18 protein-coding genes are annotated in these 21,680 nt (G+C 59.2%); 9 read left to right on the forward strand and 9 right to left on the reverse strand.

Translation table 11 applies throughout. The features are described 5' to 3' along the window. From IMW75_RS20070 to IMW75_RS20080, 3 genes are all read left to right on the forward strand, one after another. Window positions 1-268, forward strand: a 268-nt coding sequence (locus IMW75_RS20070; RefSeq protein ID WP_205893541.1) for a hypothetical protein, incomplete at its 5' end; no start/stop codon positions are given. A gap of 9 nt (window positions 269-277) precedes the next feature. Continuing rightward, entirely contained in the window at window positions 278-499 is a 222-nt protein-coding gene (locus IMW75_RS20075) for an MbtH family protein (protein WP_205893542.1), read from the forward strand. After that, the gene (locus IMW75_RS20080) at window positions 492-1,742 is read left to right on the forward strand and encodes an MFS transporter (RefSeq protein ID WP_205893543.1); all 1,251 of its coding nucleotides are present in this window, start codon (window positions 492-494) and stop codon (window positions 1,740-1,742) included. Before IMW75_RS20075 ends, IMW75_RS20080 begins: the two co-directional genes overlap by 8 nt. Before the next feature lie 274 nt (window positions 1,743-2,016). Here the strand turns inward: IMW75_RS20080 and IMW75_RS20085 are convergent, their stop codons facing one another. The 9 genes from IMW75_RS20085 to IMW75_RS20125 form a co-directional block, all read right to left on the reverse strand. Beyond that, the gene (locus IMW75_RS20085; RefSeq protein ID WP_045061495.1) at window positions 2,017-2,997 is read right to left on the reverse strand and encodes a peptide ABC transporter ATP-binding protein; all 981 of its coding nucleotides are present in this window, start codon (window positions 2,995-2,997) and stop codon (window positions 2,017-2,019) included. After that, window positions 2,997-3,965, reverse strand: coding sequence for an ABC transporter ATP-binding protein (locus IMW75_RS20090; RefSeq protein ID WP_205893544.1), 969 nt, complete (start codon window positions 3,963-3,965; stop codon window positions 2,997-2,999). Before IMW75_RS20090 ends, IMW75_RS20085 begins: the two co-directional genes overlap by 1 nt. Window positions 3,966-3,975: 10 nt before the next feature. Then, on the reverse strand, window positions 3,976-4,893 hold the full coding sequence (locus IMW75_RS20095; RefSeq protein WP_045061493.1) for an ABC transporter permease subunit: 918 nt from the start codon (window positions 4,891-4,893) through the stop codon (window positions 3,976-3,978). Between the two features lie 10 nt (window positions 4,894-4,903). Further along, on the reverse strand, window positions 4,904-5,914 hold the full coding sequence (locus IMW75_RS20100; protein WP_045061492.1) for an ABC transporter permease subunit: 1,011 nt from the start codon (window positions 5,912-5,914) through the stop codon (window positions 4,904-4,906). A gap of 74 nt (window positions 5,915-5,988) precedes the next feature. Continuing rightward, entirely contained in the window at window positions 5,989-7,584 is a 1,596-nt protein-coding gene (locus tag IMW75_RS20105; RefSeq protein WP_205893545.1) for an ABC transporter substrate-binding protein, read from the reverse strand. Between the two features lie 78 nt (window positions 7,585-7,662). After that, window positions 7,663-9,078, reverse strand: coding sequence for an OprD family porin (locus IMW75_RS20110; protein ID WP_205893546.1), 1,416 nt, complete (start codon window positions 9,076-9,078; stop codon window positions 7,663-7,665). A 172-nt stretch (window positions 9,079-9,250) separates the two neighbouring features. After that, window positions 9,251-10,852 (reverse strand): ABC transporter substrate-binding protein, encoded by a 1,602-nt coding sequence (locus IMW75_RS20115; RefSeq protein WP_045061489.1) that lies wholly within the window; start codon window positions 10,850-10,852, stop codon window positions 9,251-9,253. A gap of 304 nt (window positions 10,853-11,156) precedes the next feature. After that, on the reverse strand, window positions 11,157-12,782 hold the full coding sequence (locus IMW75_RS20120; RefSeq protein WP_122837491.1) for an ABC transporter substrate-binding protein: 1,626 nt from the start codon (window positions 12,780-12,782) through the stop codon (window positions 11,157-11,159). A gap of 470 nt (window positions 12,783-13,252) precedes the next feature. Next, complete coding sequence (locus tag IMW75_RS20125; RefSeq protein WP_045061487.1) at window positions 13,253-13,969, reverse strand: SIMPL domain-containing protein; 717 nt, start codon at window positions 13,967-13,969, stop codon at window positions 13,253-13,255. 314 nt (window positions 13,970-14,283) lie between these two features. Here IMW75_RS20125 and IMW75_RS20130 point away from each other — a divergent pair, with 314 nt between their 5' ends. From IMW75_RS20130 to IMW75_RS20155, 6 genes are all read left to right on the forward strand, one after another. Beyond that, window positions 14,284-15,546 (forward strand): ATP-binding protein, encoded by a 1,263-nt coding sequence (locus tag IMW75_RS20130; protein WP_045061486.1) that lies wholly within the window; start codon window positions 14,284-14,286, stop codon window positions 15,544-15,546. Then, a complete protein-coding gene (locus tag IMW75_RS20135) occupies window positions 15,539-16,105 on the forward strand; it encodes a response regulator transcription factor (RefSeq protein ID WP_045061485.1) in 567 nt (188 codons plus the stop codon). The genes IMW75_RS20130 and IMW75_RS20135 overlap by 8 nt, the downstream gene beginning before the upstream one ends. A 97-nt stretch (window positions 16,106-16,202) precedes the next feature. After that, window positions 16,203-17,930: an ABC transporter ATP-binding protein/permease gene (locus tag IMW75_RS20140; RefSeq protein ID WP_205893547.1), complete on the forward strand. Its 1,728-nt coding sequence runs from the start codon at window positions 16,203-16,205 to the stop codon at window positions 17,928-17,930. Between the two features lie 168 nt (window positions 17,931-18,098). After that, window positions 18,099-18,848, forward strand: a complete 750-nt coding sequence (locus tag IMW75_RS20145; RefSeq protein WP_205893548.1) for a FadR/GntR family transcriptional regulator — start codon at window positions 18,099-18,101, stop codon at window positions 18,846-18,848. 390 nt (window positions 18,849-19,238) lie between these two features. Further along, complete coding sequence (kdgD, locus tag IMW75_RS20150) at window positions 19,239-20,150, forward strand: 5-dehydro-4-deoxyglucarate dehydratase (RefSeq protein ID WP_045061482.1); 912 nt, start codon at window positions 19,239-19,241, stop codon at window positions 20,148-20,150. 59 nt (window positions 20,151-20,209) lie between these two features. Further along, entirely contained in the window at window positions 20,210-21,655 is a 1,446-nt protein-coding gene (locus IMW75_RS20155; protein ID WP_205893549.1) for an aldehyde dehydrogenase family protein, read from the forward strand. Window positions 21,656-21,680 lie beyond the last annotated feature (25 nt).

The following is a 21,680-nucleotide window of genomic DNA, read 5'->3' on the forward strand; positions in this document are numbered from 1 at the left end:
GGTAGAGGTACACTTTTTCAACGCTGGCATTGGGACGCATCATGGTGATGGGCTCCTGAAGAAAATCGGGAGCACAGCATCAGCCGTCAGCTATCCGCTTGGAATGTGGGGTTCACGGAGCGGATACCTTCAAACGATGAAGGAGTTGACGAGCGCAACCCGAAAACGCTGCTTGAAAACATCTGAAATCAGAAAGCCATTCCTGCATCCCAGGTTCAACTCTCACGAAGCTGAACCTTCGCTAATCATTCCTGTTCATTCGATCTGAGGAGGTTGTATGACATCGTCGAATGCCGAGTCGGACTATGTTGTGGTTGTGAACGAGGAAGAACAGTATTCCCTATGGCCTCAAGGGAAATGTCTTCCTGCCGGGTGGAGGTCTGTATTTGGTCCGTGTCCAAGGGATGAGTGCCTGCATGAAATAGAGCAGCGCTGGGTCGACATGCGGCCGAAAAGTCTGCGAGAAGCTATGTATCGGGCTGGCCATGACAATGGCTAAAGACTTGGGGAAAAACTTTTCACTGCTCTGGGCTGCACAAGCGGTTTCACTGGTCGGTAGCGAAATTTCGGCAGTGGCCATTCCGTTGTTCGCGATTGGCATGTTGGGGTTCGATGCTGTCGAATTGGGTACACTGCTCGCGCTGCAAGGTATTCCGCCAGTGTTATTCGGTGTGTTTGCTGGCGTATGGGTCGACCGGGTTTCGCAGCGACGCCTGCTGCTTGCAAGCGATGTGCTACGAGCTGTTCTAGTTGCTTTCATTCCCCTATTGTATTGGGCTGACAGTCTGAGTACTGCAGCCCTGTTTCTGTGTACTTTCCTCATTGCCAGCGTCACCGTGTTCTCGGATATCGCCTATTGGAGTTTTATTCCCCGGATAGTGCCTGACCAACAGTTGTTGGCCGGTAATTCTCGTTTATCGATGAGCCAGTCCATCGCCACAACCGGGGGGCCGGGGATGGCGGGGGCCATCGCCAGTTTTATCGGGCCAACTATGGCGTTAGTGGTTGATGCCATCTCTTACCTTGTATCGTTTGTATTGACCAAAGGTGTCAGTGTAAAGAAGGCTGATGAGCCTCCCGTTACCCATGAACCAGTGCTTGAGGCTTTGCTATCCGGTCTTCGCTTTGTATTTGGCAACCGTAAGATCCTGTTGTTGGCCAGCGGCGCCGCGATATGGCATCTGGTGTATTTCTCGCTGTTGACGATGCTGTTCATCTATCTGACCAGGGATCTGACTTCACCGGCGTATGTGGTGGGTATCGTACTGAGCTGTGGCGGCCTGGGGTCGTTGGTGGGGGCGATCGTTATCTCGCGGGTGAAGGTGAGCATCGGGAGGTTGTTTATGCTGGCCGCTACCTTAATAGGCGCACAACTTCCGCTGGTGCTCATCCCGGTACCCTATTCAGAAATGTGGATCAGCCAGGTCGCCGTTGCTATCGCGCTACTGCTTTCCGGAGTGTCTGCCGCAGCACATTCGATCTTGCACATCACGTTGCGTCAGGAGGAAACGCCGCGGGACTTGCTGGGTCGCATGACGTCTGTGGTCAGGCTCATCAGTTGGGGGGCGATGCCGCTTGGATCGTTGCTGGGGGGGATGTTGCTCAACTATTACTCGGCTGTGGCGGCCTTCCAATTGAACAGTTTGATTGGTGCCGGGCTGACAGTTATATGGCTGGCATGTCTTATTCCCAGTTTGAAGCGTCGAGAGATGTTCGAAAGGTCTGGAGAGCACAGCGAATGATCGGTGATCAGGATGAGGTGGAGGTGCCGCTTTCATTTGCTCAGGAACGTATGTTCATTTTGAGTAAAGCCGAGGCTGATCCTGCATTATATAACGTTCACAGAGTTGCATTATCTCGACAGATAAAAGAAAACCCCTTCTATCGAGCTGGGGCGCACTCCAGGAAAAGGGGTTTGGTCAAACAGGTAATGAGCCGGTTCGCAAAAGCGGTGTGTCAGCCACAATAATAGTGACTGACACCCCATCTTTGTGAGCAGGCTCTCGCCTACATTTTTCAGGCCACGCCGTCGAGAAACTGCTCGGCGTAGTGGCAAGCCACCTGGCGGTTGTCGAGCAGACGCAACGCCGGCTCTTCGGTACTGCAGCGCTCGGTCGCATACGGGCAGCGCTTGTGGAAAGCGCAGCCCGGTGGCGGGTTCAGCGGGTTGGGCAGTTCGCCGACGATCTTGATTTTCGGCTTGTTCGGGTCCGGGTGGATGGTCGGGGTGGCCGACAGCAGCGCCTGGGTGTAGGGGTGCAGCGGGCGTTCGTAGATGTCGTTCTTCGGGCCGATCTCCACCGGGCGGCCGAGGTACATCACCATCACGTCATCGGCGACGTGCTGCACCACCGCCAGGTTGTGGGAGATGAACACGTAGGCGGTGTTGAACTCCTGCTGCAGGTCCATGAACAGGTTCAGCACCTGGGCCTGGATCGACACGTCCAGGGCCGAGGTCGGCTCATCCGCCACCAGCACTTTTGGTTGCAACATCATCGCGCGGGCGAGGGCGATCCGTTGGCGCTGGCCGCCGGAGAACATGTGCGGGTAGCGCTGGTAATGCTCAGGGCGCAAGCCGACCTGCTTCATCATCGCCTGGACTTTCTCGCGACGTTCGGCGGCGCTCAGGTTGGTGTTGATCAGCAGCGGTTCGCCCAGCTGGTCGCCGACTTTCTGCCGCGGGTTCAACGACGCATACGGGCTCTGGAACACCATCTGCACGTCTTTACGCAGCTGCTTGCGCTGGGCCTTGTCGGCGCCAGCGACTTCCTGGCCGGCGATTTTCAAAGAGCCGGATGACGGCTCTTCGATCAGGGTCAGGGCGCGGGCCAGGGTGGATTTGCCGCAGCCCGATTCGCCAACAACGGCGAGGGTCTTGCCGGCCTCCAGTTCGAACGACACGCCGTTCAGGGCGCGTACGGTCGCGTGGCCCTTGAACAGGCCACGGGACACTTCGTAGTGACGGGTCAGGTCGCGGGCGGTAAGTACGACGGCCATTACGCCACCTCCTGATTCAGCGGGTAGAAGCAGCGGGCGAGGCTGTTGCTTTTCGGGTCGAGGGCCGGACGCTGGGTGCGGCAATTTTCTTGCACATAGGGGCAGCGCGGCGACAGCAGGCAACCCTGCGGACGGTCGTAACGACCGGGAACGATGCCCGGCAGCGTGGACAGGCGCGAGGCGCCGAGGCTGTGTTCCGGAATGGCCTTGAGCAGCGCTTCGCTGTACGGGTGCGCCGGGATGTCGAACAGTTGCGGCACCTGCCCGACTTCAACCGCCTGGCCAGCGTACATCACGCACACGCGCTGGGCGGTCTCGGCAACGACGGCGAGGTCGTGGGTGATCAGCACCAGGCCCATGTTCTGCTCTTTCTGCAGGGCCAGCAGCAGCTCCATGATCTGCGCCTGAATCGTCACGTCGAGGGCTGTGGTCGGTTCGTCGGCGATCAGCAATTTCGGCTCGCCGGCAATCGCCATGGCGATCGCGACACGCTGGCTCATACCGCCGGACAACTGGTGCGGGTAGGCATCCATACGACTGGCGGCGCCCGGGATTTCAACTTTTTCCAGCAGTTCGATGGCGCGTTTACGCGCCTGCTTGCCGGACATTTTCAGGTGCAGGCGCAGCACTTCTTCGATCTGGAAACCGACGGTGTAGCTCGGGTTCAGCGCGGTCATCGGGTCCTGGAAGACCATGGACAGGTCTTTGCCGACGATTTGCCGACGCTGACGATTGCTGAGCTTGAGCATGTTCTTGCCGTCGAAATTCAGCGCGTCGGCGGTCACGATACCTGGGTGCTCGATCAGCCCCATCAACGCCATCATGGTCACGGACTTGCCGGAACCCGACTCGCCAACGATGGCCAGGACTTCGCCCTTGTCGACCTTGAGGTCGAGGCCGTCGACCACTGGCACGGCATTCTTGTCGCCAAAGCGAACGTTGAGATTCTTGATTTCTAACAGTGACATTTGAATCTCCTCAGGCGGCGTTCTTGAGTTTCGGGTCCAGCGCATCGCGCAGGCCGTCGCCCATCAAGTTGATTGCCAGCACGCTGAGCAAAATGGTCAGGCCAGGCAGACTTACCACCCACCAGGCGCGTTCGATGTAGTCGCGAGCCGAAGCCAGCATCGTGCCCCACTCAGGGGTTGGCGGTTGGACGCCAAGGCCGAGGAAGCCCAGTGCCGCGGCATCGAGAATCGCCGAGGAGAAGCTCAAGGTCGCCTGAACGATCAGCGGTGCCATGCAGTTGGGCAGCACGGTGATGAACATCAGGCGTGGCAGACCGGCACCCGCCAGGCGCGCTGCGGTCACGTAGTCGCGGTTCAGTTCGCCCATCACCGCAGCGCGGGTCAGACGCACGTAGGATGGCAGGGACACCACAGCGATGGCGATCACGGTGTTGATCAGGCCAGGGCCGAGGATGGCGACAATCGCCACGGCCAGCAGCAGCGACGGCAGTGCCAGCATGATGTCCATCAGACGCATGATGGACGGGCCAAGCAAGCGCGGGAAAAACCCGGCGAACAGCCCCAGGAGAATACCTGGAATCAGCGACATCACTACCGACGACAAGCCGATCAGCAGCGACAGGCGCGAGCCCTGGATCAGCCGTGACAGCAGGTCTCGGCCCAATTCATCGGTGCCGAGCAGGAACTGCATCTGCCCACCTTCCAGCCAGGCTGGCGGGGTCAGCAGGAAGTCGCGGTACTGCTCGCTCGGGTTGTGCGGTGCCACCCATGGGGCGAACAGTGCGCAGAAAATCACCAGCAACATGAACATCAGGCCGGCGACGGCGCCTTTGTTCTTGGAGAAGGCTTGCCAGAATTCTTTGTACGGGGACGGGTACAGCAGGCTTTGATCGACTGCTACCGCTGGAGTTGAAGCTGGAGTGGTCATGGTCATGATCTCAGCGCTGATGACGGATGCGTGGGTTGGCAAAGCCGTAGAGGATATCCACTACGAAGTTGACCACAATCACCAGGCAGGCGATTAACAGGATGCCGTTCTGCACCACGGGATAGTCCCGCGCGCCAATGGCTTCGATCAGCCACTTGCCGATGCCGGGCCAGGAGAAGATGGTTTCGGTCAGTACCGCACCGGCCAGCAAAGTGCCGACTTGCAGGCCGACTACCGTCAATACCGGAATCAGTGCGTTGCGCAGACCGTGCACGAATACCACGCGCGATGGCGACAGGCCTTTGGCGCGGGCGGTGCGGATGTAGTCTTCGCGCAGCACTTCGAGCATCGAGGAACGGGTCATCCGCGCAATGACCGCCAGCGGGATGGTGCCGAGCACGATGGCAGGCAGGATCAGGTGGTGCAGCGCATCGAGGAACGCACCGACGTCATCGGCCAGCAGCGTGTCGATCAGCATGAAGCCGGTACGCGGCTCAATGTCGTAGAGCAGGTCGATCCGTCCGGACACCGGGGTCCAGCCCAGGGACACCGAGAAGAACATGATCAGGATCAGGCCCCACCAGAAGATCGGCATCGAATATCCCGCCAGGGAGATGCCCATCACCCCATGGTCGAACAGGGATCCTCGCTTGAGTGCCGCGATCACCCCGGCCAGCAGGCCCAGGATGCCGGCGAACAGCAGGGCGGCCATGGACAGTTCCAGGGTCGCGGGGAAGAGTGAAGTGAATTCAGTCCAGACGCTTTCCCGGGTGCGCAACGACTCGCCGAGATCGCCTTGAGCCAGTTTGCCAATGTAATCCAGGTATTGGGCATACAGGGGTTTGTTCAGACCTAGGCGTTCCATTGCCTGAGCATGCATTTCCGGGTCGACTCTGCGTTCGCCCATCATGACTTCCACGGGGTCGCCAGGGATCATGCGAATCAACGCGAAAGTCAGCAAGGTGATGCCGAAGAACGTGGGGATCAATAACCCCAATCGGCGGGCAATAAAACTAAACATCTTGTGGTGTACCTCATCAGCCGGTTAGGCGTGCCTGGTGTCCCTGGAGTCAGGGACACCAGGAGTTTTCTTATCTACTTCACCTGGGTAGTGGCGAAGTTATTAGTGGTGAGAGGGCTGATGTGATAGCCCTCTACGTTCTTGCGCATTGCGGTAAACATTCTAGTGTGTGCGATGCTGATCCAAGGTTGATCCTGATTAAAAATGAGCTGTGCCTGCTCGTAGAGCGCTGCGCGTTCAGCCGGATCGACCTTGGAGCGGGCCTCATCAAGTAGGGTCTGGAATTTTTCATTGCACCAGCGCGCGTAGTTTTCGCCGTTCTTCGCCGCTTCGCAACTGAGCATAGGCGTTAGGAAGTTATCCGGGTCACCGTTATCGCCCGCCCAACCTGCAGACACCATGTCGTGCTCGCCGTTCTTCGCGCGTTTGAGCATTTCGCCCCATTCCATCACCCGTATGTCGATTTTGATGCCGACTTTGGCGAGATCGGCCTGCATCATTTGCGCGCCGAGCATCGGGTTCGGGTTGGTCGCTCCGCCGCCGTTACGGGTGAACAGGGTAAACACGGTGCCTTCCGGTACACCGGCTTCCTTCAACAGGGCGCGGGCCTTGTCGAGATCACGCGGCGGGTTTTTCAGACTGTGGTTGTAGCCCAGCAGGGTGTCCGGGTACGGATTGACCGCGACCGTCGCGTTACCTTTGCCAAACAGGGCATTGACCGCCGCTTCCTTGTCGAAGGCGATGTCGATGGCTTTACGCACGCGCACATCACTCAAGTATTTGTGCGTGGTGTTGATGGCGATGTAGGCGACGGTCATCGCATTCATTTCATCGACTTTCAGCTTGTCGTCTTTCTTGATGCTTGGGATGTCATCGGGTTTTGGATACAACGCTACCTGGCATTCGTTGGCCTTGAGCTTTTGCAGGCGCACGTTGTTGTCGGTGGCGATTGCCAGGATCAGCGCTTCGGCCGGTGGCTTGCCGCGGAAGTACTCCGGGTTGGCCTTGAAACGGACCTGTGCATCTTTGTTATAGCGCTGGAAAATGAACGGCCCGGTGCCGACCGGTTTGTTGTTCAGGTCACCGGTCTTGCCGGCCTTGAGCAACTGGTCGGCGTATTCAGCGGAGTAGATCGACGAGAACGCCATGGCGATGTCGGCCAGGAACGGCGCTTCGCGGCGGGTCAAGGTGAACTCGACCGTGTTGTCGTCAACTTTCTTGACGCTTTTCAGCAGTTCTTTGAAGCCCATGCTTTCGAAGTACGGGAAGCCCACGCTCGACAGTTTGTGCCACGGGTGATTCGGGTCCAGCTGACGCTGGAAACTCCAGACCACATCGTCTGCGTTCATGTTGCGAGTCGGCTTGAAATAGTCGGTGGTATGAAACTTGACGTCTTGGCGCAGATGGAACGTATACGTCAGACCGTCTTCACTGATGTCCCAGGAATCGGCCAGCGCCGGGATCACGTCGGTGGTGCCGGGCTTGAAGTCGGCCAGACGGTTGAAGATGGTCTCGGCCACTGCATCGGCTGTGACTGCAGTGGTGTACTGAACCATGTCGAAGCCTTCCGGGCTGGCTTCGGTGCAAACCACCAGCGGTTTGGCCGAAACGCCTACCGCCACACTCAGCAACGCGGCCGCAATGGCCGCACGTAGGGGAAGCATTTTCATCAAGAACCCTCTGCAATCGGTTGAAAGACAAAAGCCCAACGGCCGATTCATCGTTGAATCAGCCGCAGGGCAGGTGCATTACAGAATGTTGAACGGGATGGTGGTCACGAGACGGAACTCGTTGATGCTGCCATCAGCCTGGTTTTCGCTGGCACGGTGCGCGGTGTAGGTCGCGCGAATCGCGGTGGCCTTGAGCGGGCCGCTCTGTACTGCGTAAGCAGCACCGATGCCATATTCGTAATGGTGTTCGCCGTCCATGGACTGCACGCCGTCGTAGCCGCCACCCTTGTAGTGAGTGCCGTCGATGCCCCAGCCGCGAGCCTGGTAGATGTTGAACTTCAGGCCTGGCACGCCGTATTCGGCCATGTTCAGGCCATAGGCGATCTGGAAGGATTTCTCGTTCGGGCCGTTGAAGTCCGACAGCAGGGAGTTGGCCAGGTAGATGCCGTTGGTTTCGTGCAGGTAATCGAAGTACTCGTTACCGTTCACTTCCTGGTAGGAGAAGGTCAGGCTGTGGGCCTGGTGGGTCAGGCCGAGCGACAGGGAGTAGGTGTCGTTGTCGATTTCGCCCAGCAGTTTTTTACCTTGGTCGACAGTCTTGTAGTAGTTCAGGCCAGTGGTCAGGCTCAGTACCGAGCTGTCGCCCAGCACGTGGCTGGCGCCGAAGTAGTACTGGTTCCACAGGTCTTCGGCCTGGGTGCCCCAGAGGCTGGTGGTCAGGCTGGCGAATGGTGTGTAGGTGATGCCGGCGGTGTTGACGTGATCGGCTTCGGCACTGGAGTCGCCGTATTCGGAGCGGAACTTGCTCAGGCTTTCTTCGGTACGCGGAGAGTTGCGATCGAAGGTGGCCAGGTCGAAGGACAGGTTGTTCAGTTCTTCGCTGTGGATCGCGATCCCTTCGAAGCTCGAAGGCAGGGCACGGTTACCGATGACGTCGACCTGCGGGCTGCTGAAGTTCATGCGGCCGGCGGTCAGGGTGGTGTTGGAAACGCGCGCCTTGACGTTGGCCAGGCCCAGTTTGCTCCATTGGCCTTCAGCGTCGCCGCCTTCGCGGGTCAGGGTGCGGTTGTTGCCCGCGCCTGGACGAGTACCCGGTGCGCCACCGTTGTTGGATGCCAGGTTCTCGCGGTCGCGCTCCAGCGCAATGGCGTTGTAGGCGGCGACTTCGGTGCTGAAGCCGACGGTGCCTTCGGTGAAGCCGGAGTTGTACTTGATGATGGTGCCTTGGACCCAGTTGATACGACGATCAGTCGGGGTCGAAACGCCATTTTTTTTGTAGTTGAACGTGCCGCCACGTTTCAGTTGTTCGTTGGCGTACCAGTTACGTGTAGTGCCACTGATGGATTGGCCTTCGACGAAGCCAGTGGCTTCAGCTTGAGCGCTTTTGGTGTTGACCGTTACCGGAGTGAATTCCTGGCTCTGAGTCTCGGCGTAAGCCGTGGCGGTGATGCTACTGATGGCCAGGGCCAGTAACGCGGTGCTGCTCAGTTTCATGGGTAAAGCTCCTTGGTTTCTCTTTTTTTATACCGGCCTTTTTTTGTGGTCCGGCTATTTGGTTTGGAACTTTTCTCGCTAGGCAAACGTTTGCATTACGCCAGATCGACGAATAAAGGCAATACGCTTGCTTGGGGGCGGAATGCGCCCCCAGCGTTTTTCGGCTAATCGATTATTTTTCTATGCTGACACCCGAGAACACGTTGCGACCGAAAGGGCTGACCTTGAACCCTTCGATTTTGGCGCTCAACGGCTGGTTGACCGTCGAGTGGGCGACTGGCGTGATCGGCACTTGCTGCTTGAGCAATTGCTGCGCCTGCTTGTAGAGCACGGTGCGCTGGTCGCGATCGGTGACGATCTTGGCCTGCTTGATCAGCTTGTCGTAAGCCGGATCACACCACATGGAGTAGTTGTTGCCGCCAATGGCATCGCAGCTGTAAAGCGTACCGAGCCAGTTGTCCGGGTCCCCGTTGTCACCGGTCCAGCCGATCAGGCTGATGTCGTGCTCGCCATTCTTGGTGCGCTTGATGTACTCGCCCCATTCGTAGCTGACGATCTTCACCTTGAGGCCGATTTTTGCCCAGTCGGCCTGGAGCATCTCGGCCATCAACTTGGCATTGGGGTTGTAAGGGCGCTGCACGGGCATCGCCCACAGGGTGATTTCGGTGCCTTCCTTGACGCCAGCGGCCTTGAGCAACTCGCGGGCTTTCTCCGGGTTGAAGGCGGCGTCCTTGATAGTCTCGTCGTAGGACCATTGGGTCGGCGGCATGGCGTTGACCGCCAGTTGCCCCGCGCCCTGGTACACGGCGTTGAGGATGCCCTGCTTGTTCACTGCCATGTCCAGCGCCTGGCGCACTTCAAGCTGGTCGAATGGCTTGTGTCGAACGTTGTAGGCGATGTAGCCGAGGTTAAAACCGGGCTTCTCGATCAGCTTGAGTTTCGGGTCGTTTTTCAGCGCGGTGACGTCGGCAGGTCGCGGGTGCAGGGTGATCTGGCATTCGTTGGCCTTGAGCTTCTGGACCCGCACCGAGGCGTCGGTGTTGATGGCGAAAATCAGGTTGTCGAGTTTGACCCGGCTCGGGTCCCAGTACTGCTTGTTGCCGGTGTAGCGAATGTTGGAATCTTTCTGGTAACTCTTGAATACGAACGGCCCGGTGCCGATCGGCTTCTGATTGATATCGCTTGGTTTGCCGGATGCCAGCAACTGGTCGGCGTATTCGGCGGACAGGATGGCGGCGAAGCTCATGGCGATGTTCTGGATGAACGCGGCGTCGACGCTGTTAAGCGTCATGACCACGGTCAAAGGCCCGGTCTTTTCGACCTTGGCAATGTTCTTGTTCAGGCTCATCCCGTTGAAATACGGGAATTCAGTTGGATAAGCCTGACGGAATGGCTGTTGCGGATCGAGCATGCGGTTGAACGTGAACAGCACGTCATCGGCGTTGAAATCGCGGCTAGGGGTGAAATACTTGGTGGTATGGAATTTCACGCCTTCACGCAGGTGGAAGGTGTATTTCAGGCCGTCCTCGGAAATATCCCAGCGGGTGGCCAGGCCCGGCACGACATTGGTCGCGCCTTTTTCGAACTCTGCCAGGCGGTTGTACAGCGGTTCGGCGGCGTCGTTGTCGGTCGCGGTGGTGTACTGCGCAGTATCGAAGCCAGCGGGGCTGCCTTCGGAGCAGAACACCAGGCTGTCACTGGCAGCCTGGCTAATGGACGTAGCGGCCAACAGGCCGGTGCCCAGCAATGCGGATAAAACCAAGGTATGGCGCATGACGCTCCCTCTGTTCTCTGAGTATTTTCGACAAGCCGTCGTCCCGTCTCGGGACGTGGGGGTCTTATCGAGCGCAATCCATTTACGTGAAGCAAAACCGAGAGCCCACGCATGAGCTGGTCGAACTCCGACGGTATGAGCCATCGGGCCGGCGGTAAATGCGTAGAGTCCTAAACATTCGTAGGAAAAGTGGACGCGTCCTGCGCCGGCGCTGGAGTCAGCGTCGGACCTGGATGTAGGCTCTTTCTTACGCTCTCGGTGGATACAACAACGGCGACGTCATTGACGTCGCCGTTGTTGAACCTTATTTGCTGACGCTGACGCCGTAGAAGGAATTCAAGCCAAATGGGCTGATCTTGAAGTCCTGCACGTTGGCGCGCATGGGTTGATACACCGTCGAGTGAGCGATAGGTGTCATTGGAACAGCGTCCTTGAGGACGTGTTGTGCCTGTTTGTACAGTTCGGTGCGCTTGCCTTGGTCGGTGGTGCGCTTGGCTTCCTTCACGAGGCCGTCGAATTTCTTGTCGCACCATTTCGAGAAGTTGTTGCCGCTCAGCGAGTCGCAACCAAACAACACGTTGAGCCAGTTGTCCGGATCACCATTGTCACCGCTCCAGCCAATGATCATGGCCTGGTTCTCGCCACCTTTGGAGCGCTTGATGTACTCGCCCCACTCGTAGCTGGTGATCTTCACGTTCAGACCGATTTTCTTCCAGTCGGACTGGAGCATTTCGGCCATCAGCTTGGCGTTAGGGTTATACGGACGCTGTACCGGCATGGCCCACAGGACGATTTCGGTACCTTCCTTGACGCCGGCTTCCTTGAGCAGCTCCTTGGCTTTCTCAGGGTCGTACTTGGCGTCCTTGATGGTGGTGTCGTAGGACCATTGGGTCGGCGGCATGGCGTTGACGGCCAGTTGGCCCGCGCCCTGGTAAACCGAGTCGATGATCTGCGGTTTGTTGACCGCCATGTCCAGCGCCTGGCGCACGCGCAGGTCAGCCAGCGGGTTGGCCTCGTTGCTGCCTTTGACCTTGTCCATCACGTTGTAAGCGATGTAGCCCAGGTTGAAACCAGCCTGGTCAGGCATCTTCAGCGCCTTGTCTTCCTTCAGCGCCTTGAGGTCAGCCGGACGCGGGAACAGAGTGACCTGGCACTCGTTCTTCTTCAGCTTCTGGATACGTACCGACGGGTCGGTGGTGATGGCGAAGATCAGGTTGTCGATCTTGACGTCTTCAGGCTTCCAGTAGTCCTTGTTTCCGGTGTAACGGATGTTGGAGTCTTTCTGGTAGCTCTTGAACACGAACGGGCCTGTGCCGACCGGTTTCTGGTTGATGTCGGCGGGCTTGCCGTCCTTGAGCAGCTGGGCAGCGTACTCGGCGGATTGCAGCGAGGCAAAGCTCATGGCCATGTTCTGGATGAACGCAGCGTCGACTTCTTTCAAGGTGAATTTGACGGTGTGATCGTCGACTTTATCGATCTTGGTGATGTTGGTATCCATCCCCATGTCGGTGAAGTACGGGAATTCGGTCGGGTACGCTTTGCGGAACGGGTCGTCCTTGTTAATCATGCGATTAAAAGTGAACAGCACGTCGTCGGCGTTGAACTCACGAGTCGGCTTGAAGTACGGGGTGGTGTGGAACTTCACGCCTTCACGCAGGTGAAAGGTGTACGTCAGGCCATCGTCAGCGATGTCCCAGCTGGTCGCCAGACCAGGAATCACGGCGGTGCCGCCGCGCTCGAACTGGGTCAGGCGGTTGAAAATGGTTTCTGCAGAGGCGTCGAAGTCGGTTCCGGTGGTGTACTGACCAGGATCAAAACCGGCCGGGCTCCCTTCGGAGCAAAACACCAGGTTAGTCGCCGCTTGGGCGAAAGGTGCGGCAGCTAACAAGCTGGCGCCGACTAAAAACGGAATGACCGCGTGTTTGAGCATGGTGGCCTCATGATTTGTTGTCATTTTTGGAATTAGAGGACGACCTCGTGAGTCGTGCCTGCGGATACTTATGCAGGGGCCATACCCAATGCAAGATGCAGGGGGGCCACAAGCATTAAACAGTGGCACGAACGTACCTTAATGTCGCATATGTGTAAATTGACGCGCATTTGACCGTTTGCGCAGGTTTTTTTCGGTGCATATCGCGCACCTACATGGGGCGGCCGGGACGTCTGGCGCCCCCGGTTGGCGCGCGGTGTTACTTATTTATACCCTCGCCAGCGGAGCATCCGGCATATCCCACTTATGCAGCGTAGTCGGCAGATTCCATGTATGCGGCAGTCATCGGCACATTCCGCGTAGGAGCTGCCGAAGGCTGCGATCTTTTGATCTTTGCGATCTTTTGATCTTGAAGGCAAAGTCAAAAGATCGCAGCCTGCGGCAGCTCCTACAAGGGCAATCAATGCGGTTTAAGGCATCAACACTTCAATCGACCCATCTGCCGTCATGCTGACCTGGCTGGTGCCAGCCTCAACTTCCGGGGTCACCGGAGCGGCGTCCATGCTGGCGGCTTTCATCATCATCGGCCCGCGCATGTACGGTTGTGGATAACCGTTGCTGTTGAGGTTCAGGTTGACGATCTTGTAGCCCTTGCCGCCCAAGGCGTCAGTGGCCAGCTGGGCGCGGGCCTTGAAGGCGCTGACGGCGTCCTTGAGCAGTGCGTCTTCACTGGCCTTGCGCGTTGGCGTGGCGATGGCGAAGTCCATGCCGGCCATTTTCAGGTCGGTCAGCAGTTCGCCGGTCAGCTTCGACAGGGCGGCGAAATCGGAGCTTTCCAGGCGCAACTCGGCACGTTCACGCCAGCCGGTGATTTTCTGGCCCTTGGTGTCGTAGATCGGGTAGCTGTTACGGCTCCCCTGGCGCAGGGTGATGTCCTTGACCTGCTTGGCCTGGGCCAGCGACTTGTTCATGGTGGTGCTGATGTCGGCGGCGAGTTTGGCCGGATCGGTGTTCTGCTCTTCTGTATAAAGAGTCACGATCATCAGGTCGCGGGCCACTTCCTGGCTGACTTCGGCGCGCAGGGAAATCTGGTTGTAATGCAGCTCGTCGGCGGCCAGGGCCGGCAGGCTGGCGACGGTGCCAACACTAAGGGCAAGAAGGGCGGCGCTACGGCGGAAAGTGTGCATGAAAACTCCTTGGGCGATGCGCAGGGGTTAAGGTCCGAGCCTGCGTGAAACCATCAGACTTTAGCTTTTATGAGCCGGTTCGCACAGTTACAACTTCTATACAGATCGAAGGTGACCGTTGCGCGCTCAATCGCGAGCAGGCTCGCTGCCACAGGGATTGCAATTCAATGTGCGAGCGAGTCTGCTCGCGATAGCGGTCTCATAGACGCCACCATGGTTTCTGCCATGTGGCCGTTTGCCGCACTTTTGCCTGCCAGCCCCCGCGCTTGGTTATACTCCTGGCGATCCGCCTGGAGCGCTCATCAGGAGAGCTCATGCTCGCCCCCGTTCAAATCACTTCCGCGACTCGCCAGAACCTCTGGCGGCTGACGTTCATTCGTACTTTGGTACTTGCCGCCCAAGCTGGTTCCGTGGGCCTGGCTTACTGGTTCGACCTGCTGCCGCTGCCCTGGTTTCAGCTGGCCGCGACCCTCGGCTGCTCGATGCTGTTGTGCGCGTTCACGGCCATTCGCCTGCGCACCTCCTGGCCCGTCACTGAACTCGAATACGCCGTGCAACTGGCCTGCGACCTGTTTATCCACAGTGCGCTGCTGTATTTCTCCGGCGGTTCGACCAACCCCTTCGTTTCCTATTACCTGGTGCCGCTGACCATCGCCGCCGTGACGTTGCCCTGGCGCTATTCGGTGATCCTGTCCGGCATCGCATTGACCATGTACACCTTGCTGCTGGCGCGGTTCTATCCCCTGCAGACGTTCCCCATCGCCCGGGAAAACCTGCAGGTTTACGGAATGTGGCTGAGCTTTGCCCTGGCCGCGGCGGTGATCACCTTCTTCGCCGCGCGCATGGCGGAGGAGCTGCGTCGCCAGGAAGAGTTGCGCGCCATTCGGCGAGAAGAGGGCCTGCGCGACCAGCAACTGCTGGCCGTTGCGACCCAGGCCGCCGGCGCCGCCCACGAACTGGGCACGCCTTTGGCCACCATGAGCGTGCTGCTAAAAGAGATGCAGCAGGATCATCCCGACCCGATGTTGCAGGATGATCTGAAGGTGCTGCAGGATCAGGTGAAACTCTGCAAGGAAACCTTGCAGCAACTGGTGCGCGCCGCCGAAGCCAATCGTCGCTTGGCCGTGGAGATGCAGGACGTCACCGACTGGCTAGACGAGGCCTTGAATCGCTGGCACCTGATGCGCCCCGAAGCCAGTTATCGCTTCCAGCGGCTCGGCCAGGGCGCCGTGCCCCGCATGGCGCCACCGCCGGACCTGACCCAGGCCTTGCTGAACCTGCTGAACAACGCCGCCGACGCCTGCCCGGAAGGGTTGCAGGTGACGCTGGACTGGAATGCCGAGGACCTGACCATCAGCATCCGCGACCACGGTGCCGGTGTGCCGCTGGCCATCGCCGAGCAGATTGGCAAACCGTTTTTTACCACCAAGGGCAAAGGTTTCGGCCTGGGCCTGTTTTTGAGCAAGGCCAGCGTGACACGCGCCGGCGGCTCAGTGAAACTCTATAGTCATGAGGAAGGCGGCACGCTCACCGAGCTGCGCCTGCCCCGTGTCGCCCGAGGAGACGAACATGAGTGACGATATCCAAGTCGAAGGCGAAGGCGAAGAACTCCCGCATTTGCTGCTGGTAGACGACGACGCAACCTTTACCCGCGTGATGGCCCGCGCCATGGCCCGTCGCGGCTTTCGCGTCAGCACCGCCGGGTCCGCCGAGGAAGGCCTGACCATCGCCCAGGCGGACCTGCCGGATTACGCCGCGCTGGACCTGAAAATGGACGGTGACTCCGGCCTGGTGCTGTTGCCCAAGCTGCTGGAGCTGGACCCGGAAATGCGCGTGGTGATCCTCACCGGTTACTCGAGCATTGCCACCGCCGTCGAGGCGATCAAGCGCGGTGCCTGCAACTACCTGTGCAAACCGGCCGATGCCGATGACGTCCTCGCCGCACTGCTGTCCGAGCACGCCGACCTCGACACCCTGGTACCGGAAAACCCGATGTCGGTGGACCGCTTGCAGTGGGAACACATCCAGCGGGTGCTGACTGAACACGAAGGCAACATCTCCGCCACTGCCCGCGCCCTGGGCATGCACCGGCGTACTCTGCAGCGCAAATTGCAGAAGCGCCCTGTCCGGCGCTGAACCGGTGCTGAACAATTGTTGTCACACCGCGTTGCAACACGAGCCGATCATCTATGATCGGTTCGTGTGATGTTCTTTTTTCCAATGAGCCTTTTCCATGAATCAGAACGCTGAGTACTCCGCGGTCAATGATGCTGTGCGCGGGCAGTTTTTTCGCAAAGTCTGGGCGATGATCACGCCTTACTGGCGCAGTGAAGAGAAGGGCAAGGCCTGGACGCTGCTGATCGCCGTAATCGTTCTATCGCTGGTCAGCGTAGGCATTTCGGTATGGTTCAACACCTGGTACAAGGATTTTTACAACGCCCTGCAACAGAAGGATGAGGCGGCATTCTGGCGGTTGATCCTGTATTTCTGCGCGATCGCGGCCGTCGCGATTGTCGGCGCGGTTTATCGGCTGTACCTGACGCAGATGCTGACCATTCGCTGGCGGGCCTGGCTGACCGAAAAACACTTCGCCCGCTGGCTGGGCCATAAGAACTACTACCACCTCGAGCAAGGCGGTTACACCGATAACCCCGACCAGCGCATCTCCGAGGACCTCAACAGCTTCACCTCCAACACCCTGGAACTGGGGATCGGCCTGCTGCGCAACATTGTCAGCCTGGTATCGTTCTCGATCATCCTTTGGGGTGTGTCGGGCAGTATCGAGGTCTTCGGGTTTACCATTCCCGGCTATATGTTCTGGTGCGTACTGGTGTATGCCGTGATCGGCAGCTGGCTGACGCATTTGATCGGTCGTCGCCTGATCGGCCTGAACAACAACCAGCAACGCTTCGAAGCCGACCTGCGATTTTCCATGGTGCGCATTCGCGAGAATGCCGAAAGCATTGCGCTGTATGACGGCGAGCCCAATGAAAATCGTCGTTTGAGCAGTCGCTTCGGCCTGGTCTGGCACAATTTCTGGGACATCATGAAGGTGTCCAAGCGACTGACGTTCTTCACGGCCGGTTATGGCCAGGTAGCCATCATCTTTCCCTTCATGGTCGCGGCACCGCGCTACTTCGCGGGCAAGATCGAGCTCGGGGAGCTGATGCAGATCAGCTCGGCGTTCGGCAACGTGCAAGAGAGTTTCAGCTGGTTTATCAGTGCGTACCAGAGCCTCGCGGCCTGGCGCGCCACCTGTGATCGCCTGCTCAGTTTCCGTCAGGCCATGACCGAGAATGAGCAAAAGCCGCAGGCCATCGACGTGCAGAATTCGGGCTCCGCGTTAAAAGTACACAACCTGGGGCTGGATCTTGCTGATGGTCGCCACCTGCTGGCCGACGCCGACATGACGGTGGAGGAGGGTGACCGAGTGATGATCAGCGGCCGCTCCGGCAGTGGCAAATCGACGCTGCTGCGGGCGATGGGGCATTTGTGGCCGCGGGGCCATGGCAGCATTCGCCTGCCGGCCGAGCGGTACCTGTTCCTGCCGCAAAAACCCTACCTGCCGATTGGCACCTTGCGTGAGGCGCTGAGTTATCCACAGGTCGCCGAGACATATCCGCAAGAGCGTTACGCCCACGTGCTTGAAGTGTGCCGCCTGCCGCACCTGCTGGGACGCCTGGACGAACCCAATCACTGGCAGCGCATGTTGTCCCCGGGTGAACAGCAACGCCTGGCGTTTGCCCGCGCGCTGCTTTATGCGCCTCAGTGGCTCTACATGGACGAGGCAACGTCGGCGATGGATGAAGAGGATGAGGCCTCGCTGTATCAGGCGCTGATCGACGAGATCCCGGGCTTGAGCATTGTCAGCGTCGGCCACCGCAGCAGCCTCAAACGCTTCCATCCGCGGCATGTGCGTATCGACAATGGCCATCTGGTGGAGCAACCAGTCACCGCCTGACGATACGCCCGTAGGAGCGGCCGCAGGCTGCGATCTTTTGATCTTTGGTATCTGCAAGCCAGATCAAAAGATCGCAGCCTTCGGCAGCTCCTACGGGTAGAGGTGATCGTACAACCGCGTTGAGCTATGATGCGGTTTCAACCGAATTTTTCGAGACCGATGTTCACCATGGAAAACCCGATCGCCACACCACGTCTCCCTCGCAAGCGCCGTAGCCTCGCTCAGGAACTGGTGACGGTGCTGTCCGAGCAGATCCGCGACGGTCATCTCAAACGCGGTGACAAGTTGCCGACTGAATCGGCGATCATGGACGCCCATGGCGTCAGTCGCACCGTGGTGCGCGAAGCCATTTCCCGGTTGCAGGCTGCCGGGCAGGTGGAAACCCGCCATGGCATCGGTACTTTTGTGCTCGATACCCCAAGCCCGAGCGGCTTTCGCATCGATCCCGCCACCGTGGTCACCCTGCGTGACGTACTGGCCATCCTGGAATTGCGCATCAGTCTGGAAGTGGAGTCCGCCGGACTTGCCGCGCAACGTCGCAGCGCCGAGCAGTTGGCCTTGATGCGTGCCGCGCTCGATGCCCTGAACGAAAGCGCGTCCCATGCCAGTGACGCCGTAGCCTCGGACTTCCAGTTTCACCTGCAGATTGCCCTGTCGACCGGCAACCGCTACTTCACCGACATCATGACGCACCTGGGCACCAGCATCATCCCGCGCACCCGCCTCAACTCGGCGCGGCTGGCCCACGACGACCAGCAGCACTACATGAGCCGCCTGAGCCGTGAGCACGAAGAAATCTACGACGCCATCGCGCGCCAGGATTCCGATGCCGCACGGGCCGCCATGCGCCTGCACCTGACCAACAGCCGCGAACGGCTGCGCCATGCCCATGAAGAGGCTGAGGCGCAGCGGGGCTAAACCTGACGGGAGCAGGGCTTGCCCGCGATGGCGGCGGAACATCCACTATCGACGCGACAGGAACACTGCGATCGCCAGCAGCCGCATTCCTGCAATAGTCATGAGTGAAATCCGGTTGTGTGGCCCTCGACGCTCCCTGTGGGAGCCGGGCTTGCCCGCGATGAAGCCAGCGATCATCCCGCGTCGGCTCTGAGGGTACACATCCTCGGACAACCTACCTCTCAGCCGTAGCTATCCAGCACCCATCCTGCTGCAGGTTTCCCCACTTATTCCCATCCTGACGATGAAATGCAGTTGACGATTAAATTTTAAGTTGTACGATGACCTACAACTCGGCGAAAGCTGAACGGTTTTCCAACAACATACGTCGCTACCCAGGGTGTTCGAATAATGAATCCACAAGAACTGAAGTCCATCCTCTCTTCCGGCCTGCTGTCTTTTCCGGTAACCGATTTTAATGCCCAGGGCGATTTCAATCGCGCTGGCTATATCAAGCGCCTTGAATGGCTGGCCCCTTATGGCGCCTCGGCCTTGTTCGCCGCAGGCGGCACCGGTGAGTTCTTCTCCCTGGCGGCCAGCGAATACTCGGAAATCATCAAGACTGCCGTCGACACCTGCGAAACCAGCGTGCCGATTCTGGCGGGTGTCGGCGGTTCGACCCGTCAGGCCATCGAATACGCTCAAGAAGCCGAGCGCCTGGGCGCCAAAGGCTTGCTGCTGCTGCCGCACTACCTGACCGAAGCCAGCCAGGACGGCGTTGCCGCCCATGTTGAAGCCGTGTGCAAATCGGTGAACATCGGCGTGGTGGTTTACAACCGTAACGTCTGCCGCCTGACCGCTCCGCTGCTTGAACGCCTGGCCGAGCGCTGCCCGAACCTGATCGGCTACAAGGATGGCCTGGGCGACATCGAGTTGATGGTGTCGATCCGTCGCCGCCTCGGCGATCGCTTCAGCTACCTGGGTGGTTTGCCGACCGCCGAAGTGTACGCCGCTGCCTATAAGGCACTGGGCGTGCCGGTCTACTCCTCGGCGGTGTTCAACTTCATCCCGAAAACCGCGATGGATTTCTACCACGCCATTGCCCGCGAAGATCACGCCACCGTTGGCAAGATCATCGACGACTTCTTCCTGCCGTACCTGGACCTTCGTAATCGCAAAGCCGGTTACGCAGTGAGCATCGTCAAGGCCGGGGCAAAAATTGCCGGCTACGACGCAGGTCCTGTACGTGCGCCGCTGACCGACCTGCTGCCAGAAGAGTACGAAGCTCTGGCTGCGCTGATCGACAAGCAAGGCGCGCAATAACAATTGATTGAGCAAGGCCGCTGAGCAATCAGCGGCCTTTTGCGTGAGGAGATAGATCCGTGGCAGATACAAAGCGTTTCGACAATTACATCAACGGCGAATGGGTTGCCGGCAGTGATTACTGCGCCAACATCAACCCTTCCGAGCTGACCGATACCATCGGCGAGTACGCCAAGGCGGACCTGGCCCAGGTCCACGCCGCCATCGACGCCGCTCGGGCTGCATTTGCGGCCTGGTCCACTTCGGGCATTCAGGCCCGTCACGATTCGCTGGACAAAGTGGGCACTGAAATCCTCGCCCGTCGCGAAGAACTGGGCACCCTGCTGGCTCGGGAGGAGGGCAAGACCCTGCCTGAAGCCATTGGCGAAGTGACCCGCGCCGGCAACATCTTCAAGTTCTTCGCCGGTGAAACCCTGCGTCTGTCCGGCGATTACCTGCCGTCGGTGCGTCCGGGTGTCAACGTCGAAGTGACCCGCGAAGCCTTGGGCGTGGTCGGCTTGATCACCCCGTGGAACTTCCCGATCGCGATCCCTGCCTGGAAAATCGCCCCGGCCCTGGCCTATGGCAACTGCGTGGTGCTCAAGCCCGCTGACCTGGTACCGGGTTGCGCCTGGGCCCTGGCCGAAATCATCTCCCGCGCGGGCTTCCCGGCCGGCGTGTTCAACCTGGTGATGGGCAGCGGTCGGGTGGTTGGCGATGCGCTGGTGCAAAGCCCGAAAGTCGATGGCATCAGCTTCACCGGTTCGGTGGGGGTGGGGCGGCAGATCGCAGTCAGCTGCGTGTCGCGCCAGGCCAAAGTGCAGCTGGAAATGGGCGGCAAGAACCCGCAGATCATTCTTGACGACGCCGACCTCAAGCAAGCGGTCGAGCTGTCGGTGCAGAGCGCGTTCTACTCCACCGGCCAACGTTGCACCGCTTCGAGCCGCTTCATCGTCACCGCCGGAATTCATGACAAATTCGTTGAGGCCATGGCCGAGCGCATGAAGTCGATCAAGGTTGGACATGCGCTGAAAACCGGCACCGATATTGGTCCGGTGGTCTCCCAGGCGCAGCTTGAACAGGACATGAAGTACATCGACATCGGCCAGTCCGAAGGTGCGCGCCTGGTCAGCGGCGGCGGCCTGGTGACCTGTGATACCGAAGGCTACTACCTCGCGCCAACCCTGTTTGCCGACAGCGAAGCCGCGATGCGCATCAGCCGCGAAGAGATTTTTGGCCCGGTGGCCAACATTGTTCGAGTGGCCGATTACGACGCCGCGCTGGCCATGGCCAACGACACCGAGTTCGGTCTGTCAGCGGGCATCGCCACCACTTCGCTGAAGTACGCCAACCACTTCAAGCGCCACTCCCAGGCCGGGATGGTGATGGTCAACCTGCCGACGGCTGGCGTGGATTACCACGTTCCATTCGGCGGGCGTAAAGGTTCATCCTATGGCTCCCGCGAGCAAGGTCGCTACGCGCAAGAGTTCTACACGGTCGTGAAAACCTCTTACATCGGCTCCTGATACACCGCAATACCTGTGGGAGCTG

This window comes from Pseudomonas gregormendelii, from assembly GCF_017114825.1.
GTDB lineage: Bacteria > Pseudomonadota > Gammaproteobacteria > Pseudomonadales > Pseudomonadaceae > Aquipseudomonas > Aquipseudomonas gregormendelii.

Bases quoted from the DNA above. Each gene is read 5' to 3' on its own strand.
- IMW75_RS20145 (WP_205893548.1), top strand. From the start codon at position 18,099: ATGGAAAACCCGATCGCCACACCACGTCTCCCTCGCAAGCGCCGTAGC.
- IMW75_RS20105 (WP_205893545.1), bottom strand. From the start codon at position 7,584: ATGAAAATGCTTCCCCTACGTGCGGCCATTGCGGCCGCGTTGCTGAGT.
- IMW75_RS20135 (WP_045061485.1), top strand. From the start codon at position 15,539: ATGAGTGACGATATCCAAGTCGAAGGCGAAGGCGAAGAACTCCCGCAT.
- IMW75_RS20090 (WP_205893544.1), bottom strand. From the start codon at position 3,965: ATGTCACTGTTAGAAATCAAGAATCTCAACGTTCGCTTTGGCGACAAG.
- IMW75_RS20120 (WP_122837491.1), bottom strand. From the start codon at position 12,782: ATGCTCAAACACGCGGTCATTCCGTTTTTAGTCGGCGCCAGCTTGTTA.
- IMW75_RS20075 (WP_205893542.1), top strand. From the start codon at position 278: ATGACATCGTCGAATGCCGAGTCGGACTATGTTGTGGTTGTGAACGAG.
- IMW75_RS20110 (WP_205893546.1), bottom strand. From the start codon at position 9,078: ATGAAACTGAGCAGCACCGCGTTACTGGCCCTGGCCATCAGTAGCATC.
- IMW75_RS20140 (WP_205893547.1), top strand. From the start codon at position 16,203: ATGAATCAGAACGCTGAGTACTCCGCGGTCAATGATGCTGTGCGCGGG.
- IMW75_RS20095 (WP_045061493.1), bottom strand. From the start codon at position 4,893: ATGACCACTCCAGCTTCAACTCCAGCGGTAGCAGTCGATCAAAGCCTG.
- IMW75_RS20130 (WP_045061486.1), top strand. From the start codon at position 14,284: ATGCTCGCCCCCGTTCAAATCACTTCCGCGACTCGCCAGAACCTCTGG.
- IMW75_RS20080 (WP_205893543.1), top strand. From the start codon at position 492: ATGGCTAAAGACTTGGGGAAAAACTTTTCACTGCTCTGGGCTGCACAA.
- kdgD (WP_045061482.1), top strand. From the start codon at position 19,239: ATGAATCCACAAGAACTGAAGTCCATCCTCTCTTCCGGCCTGCTGTCT.
- IMW75_RS20085 (WP_045061495.1), bottom strand. From the start codon at position 2,997: ATGGCCGTCGTACTTACCGCCCGCGACCTGACCCGTCACTACGAAGTG.
- IMW75_RS20115 (WP_045061489.1), bottom strand. From the start codon at position 10,852: ATGCGCCATACCTTGGTTTTATCCGCATTGCTGGGCACCGGCCTGTTG.
- IMW75_RS20125 (WP_045061487.1), bottom strand. From the start codon at position 13,969: ATGCACACTTTCCGCCGTAGCGCCGCCCTTCTTGCCCTTAGTGTTGGC.
- IMW75_RS20100 (WP_045061492.1), bottom strand. From the start codon at position 5,914: ATGTTTAGTTTTATTGCCCGCCGATTGGGGTTATTGATCCCCACGTTC.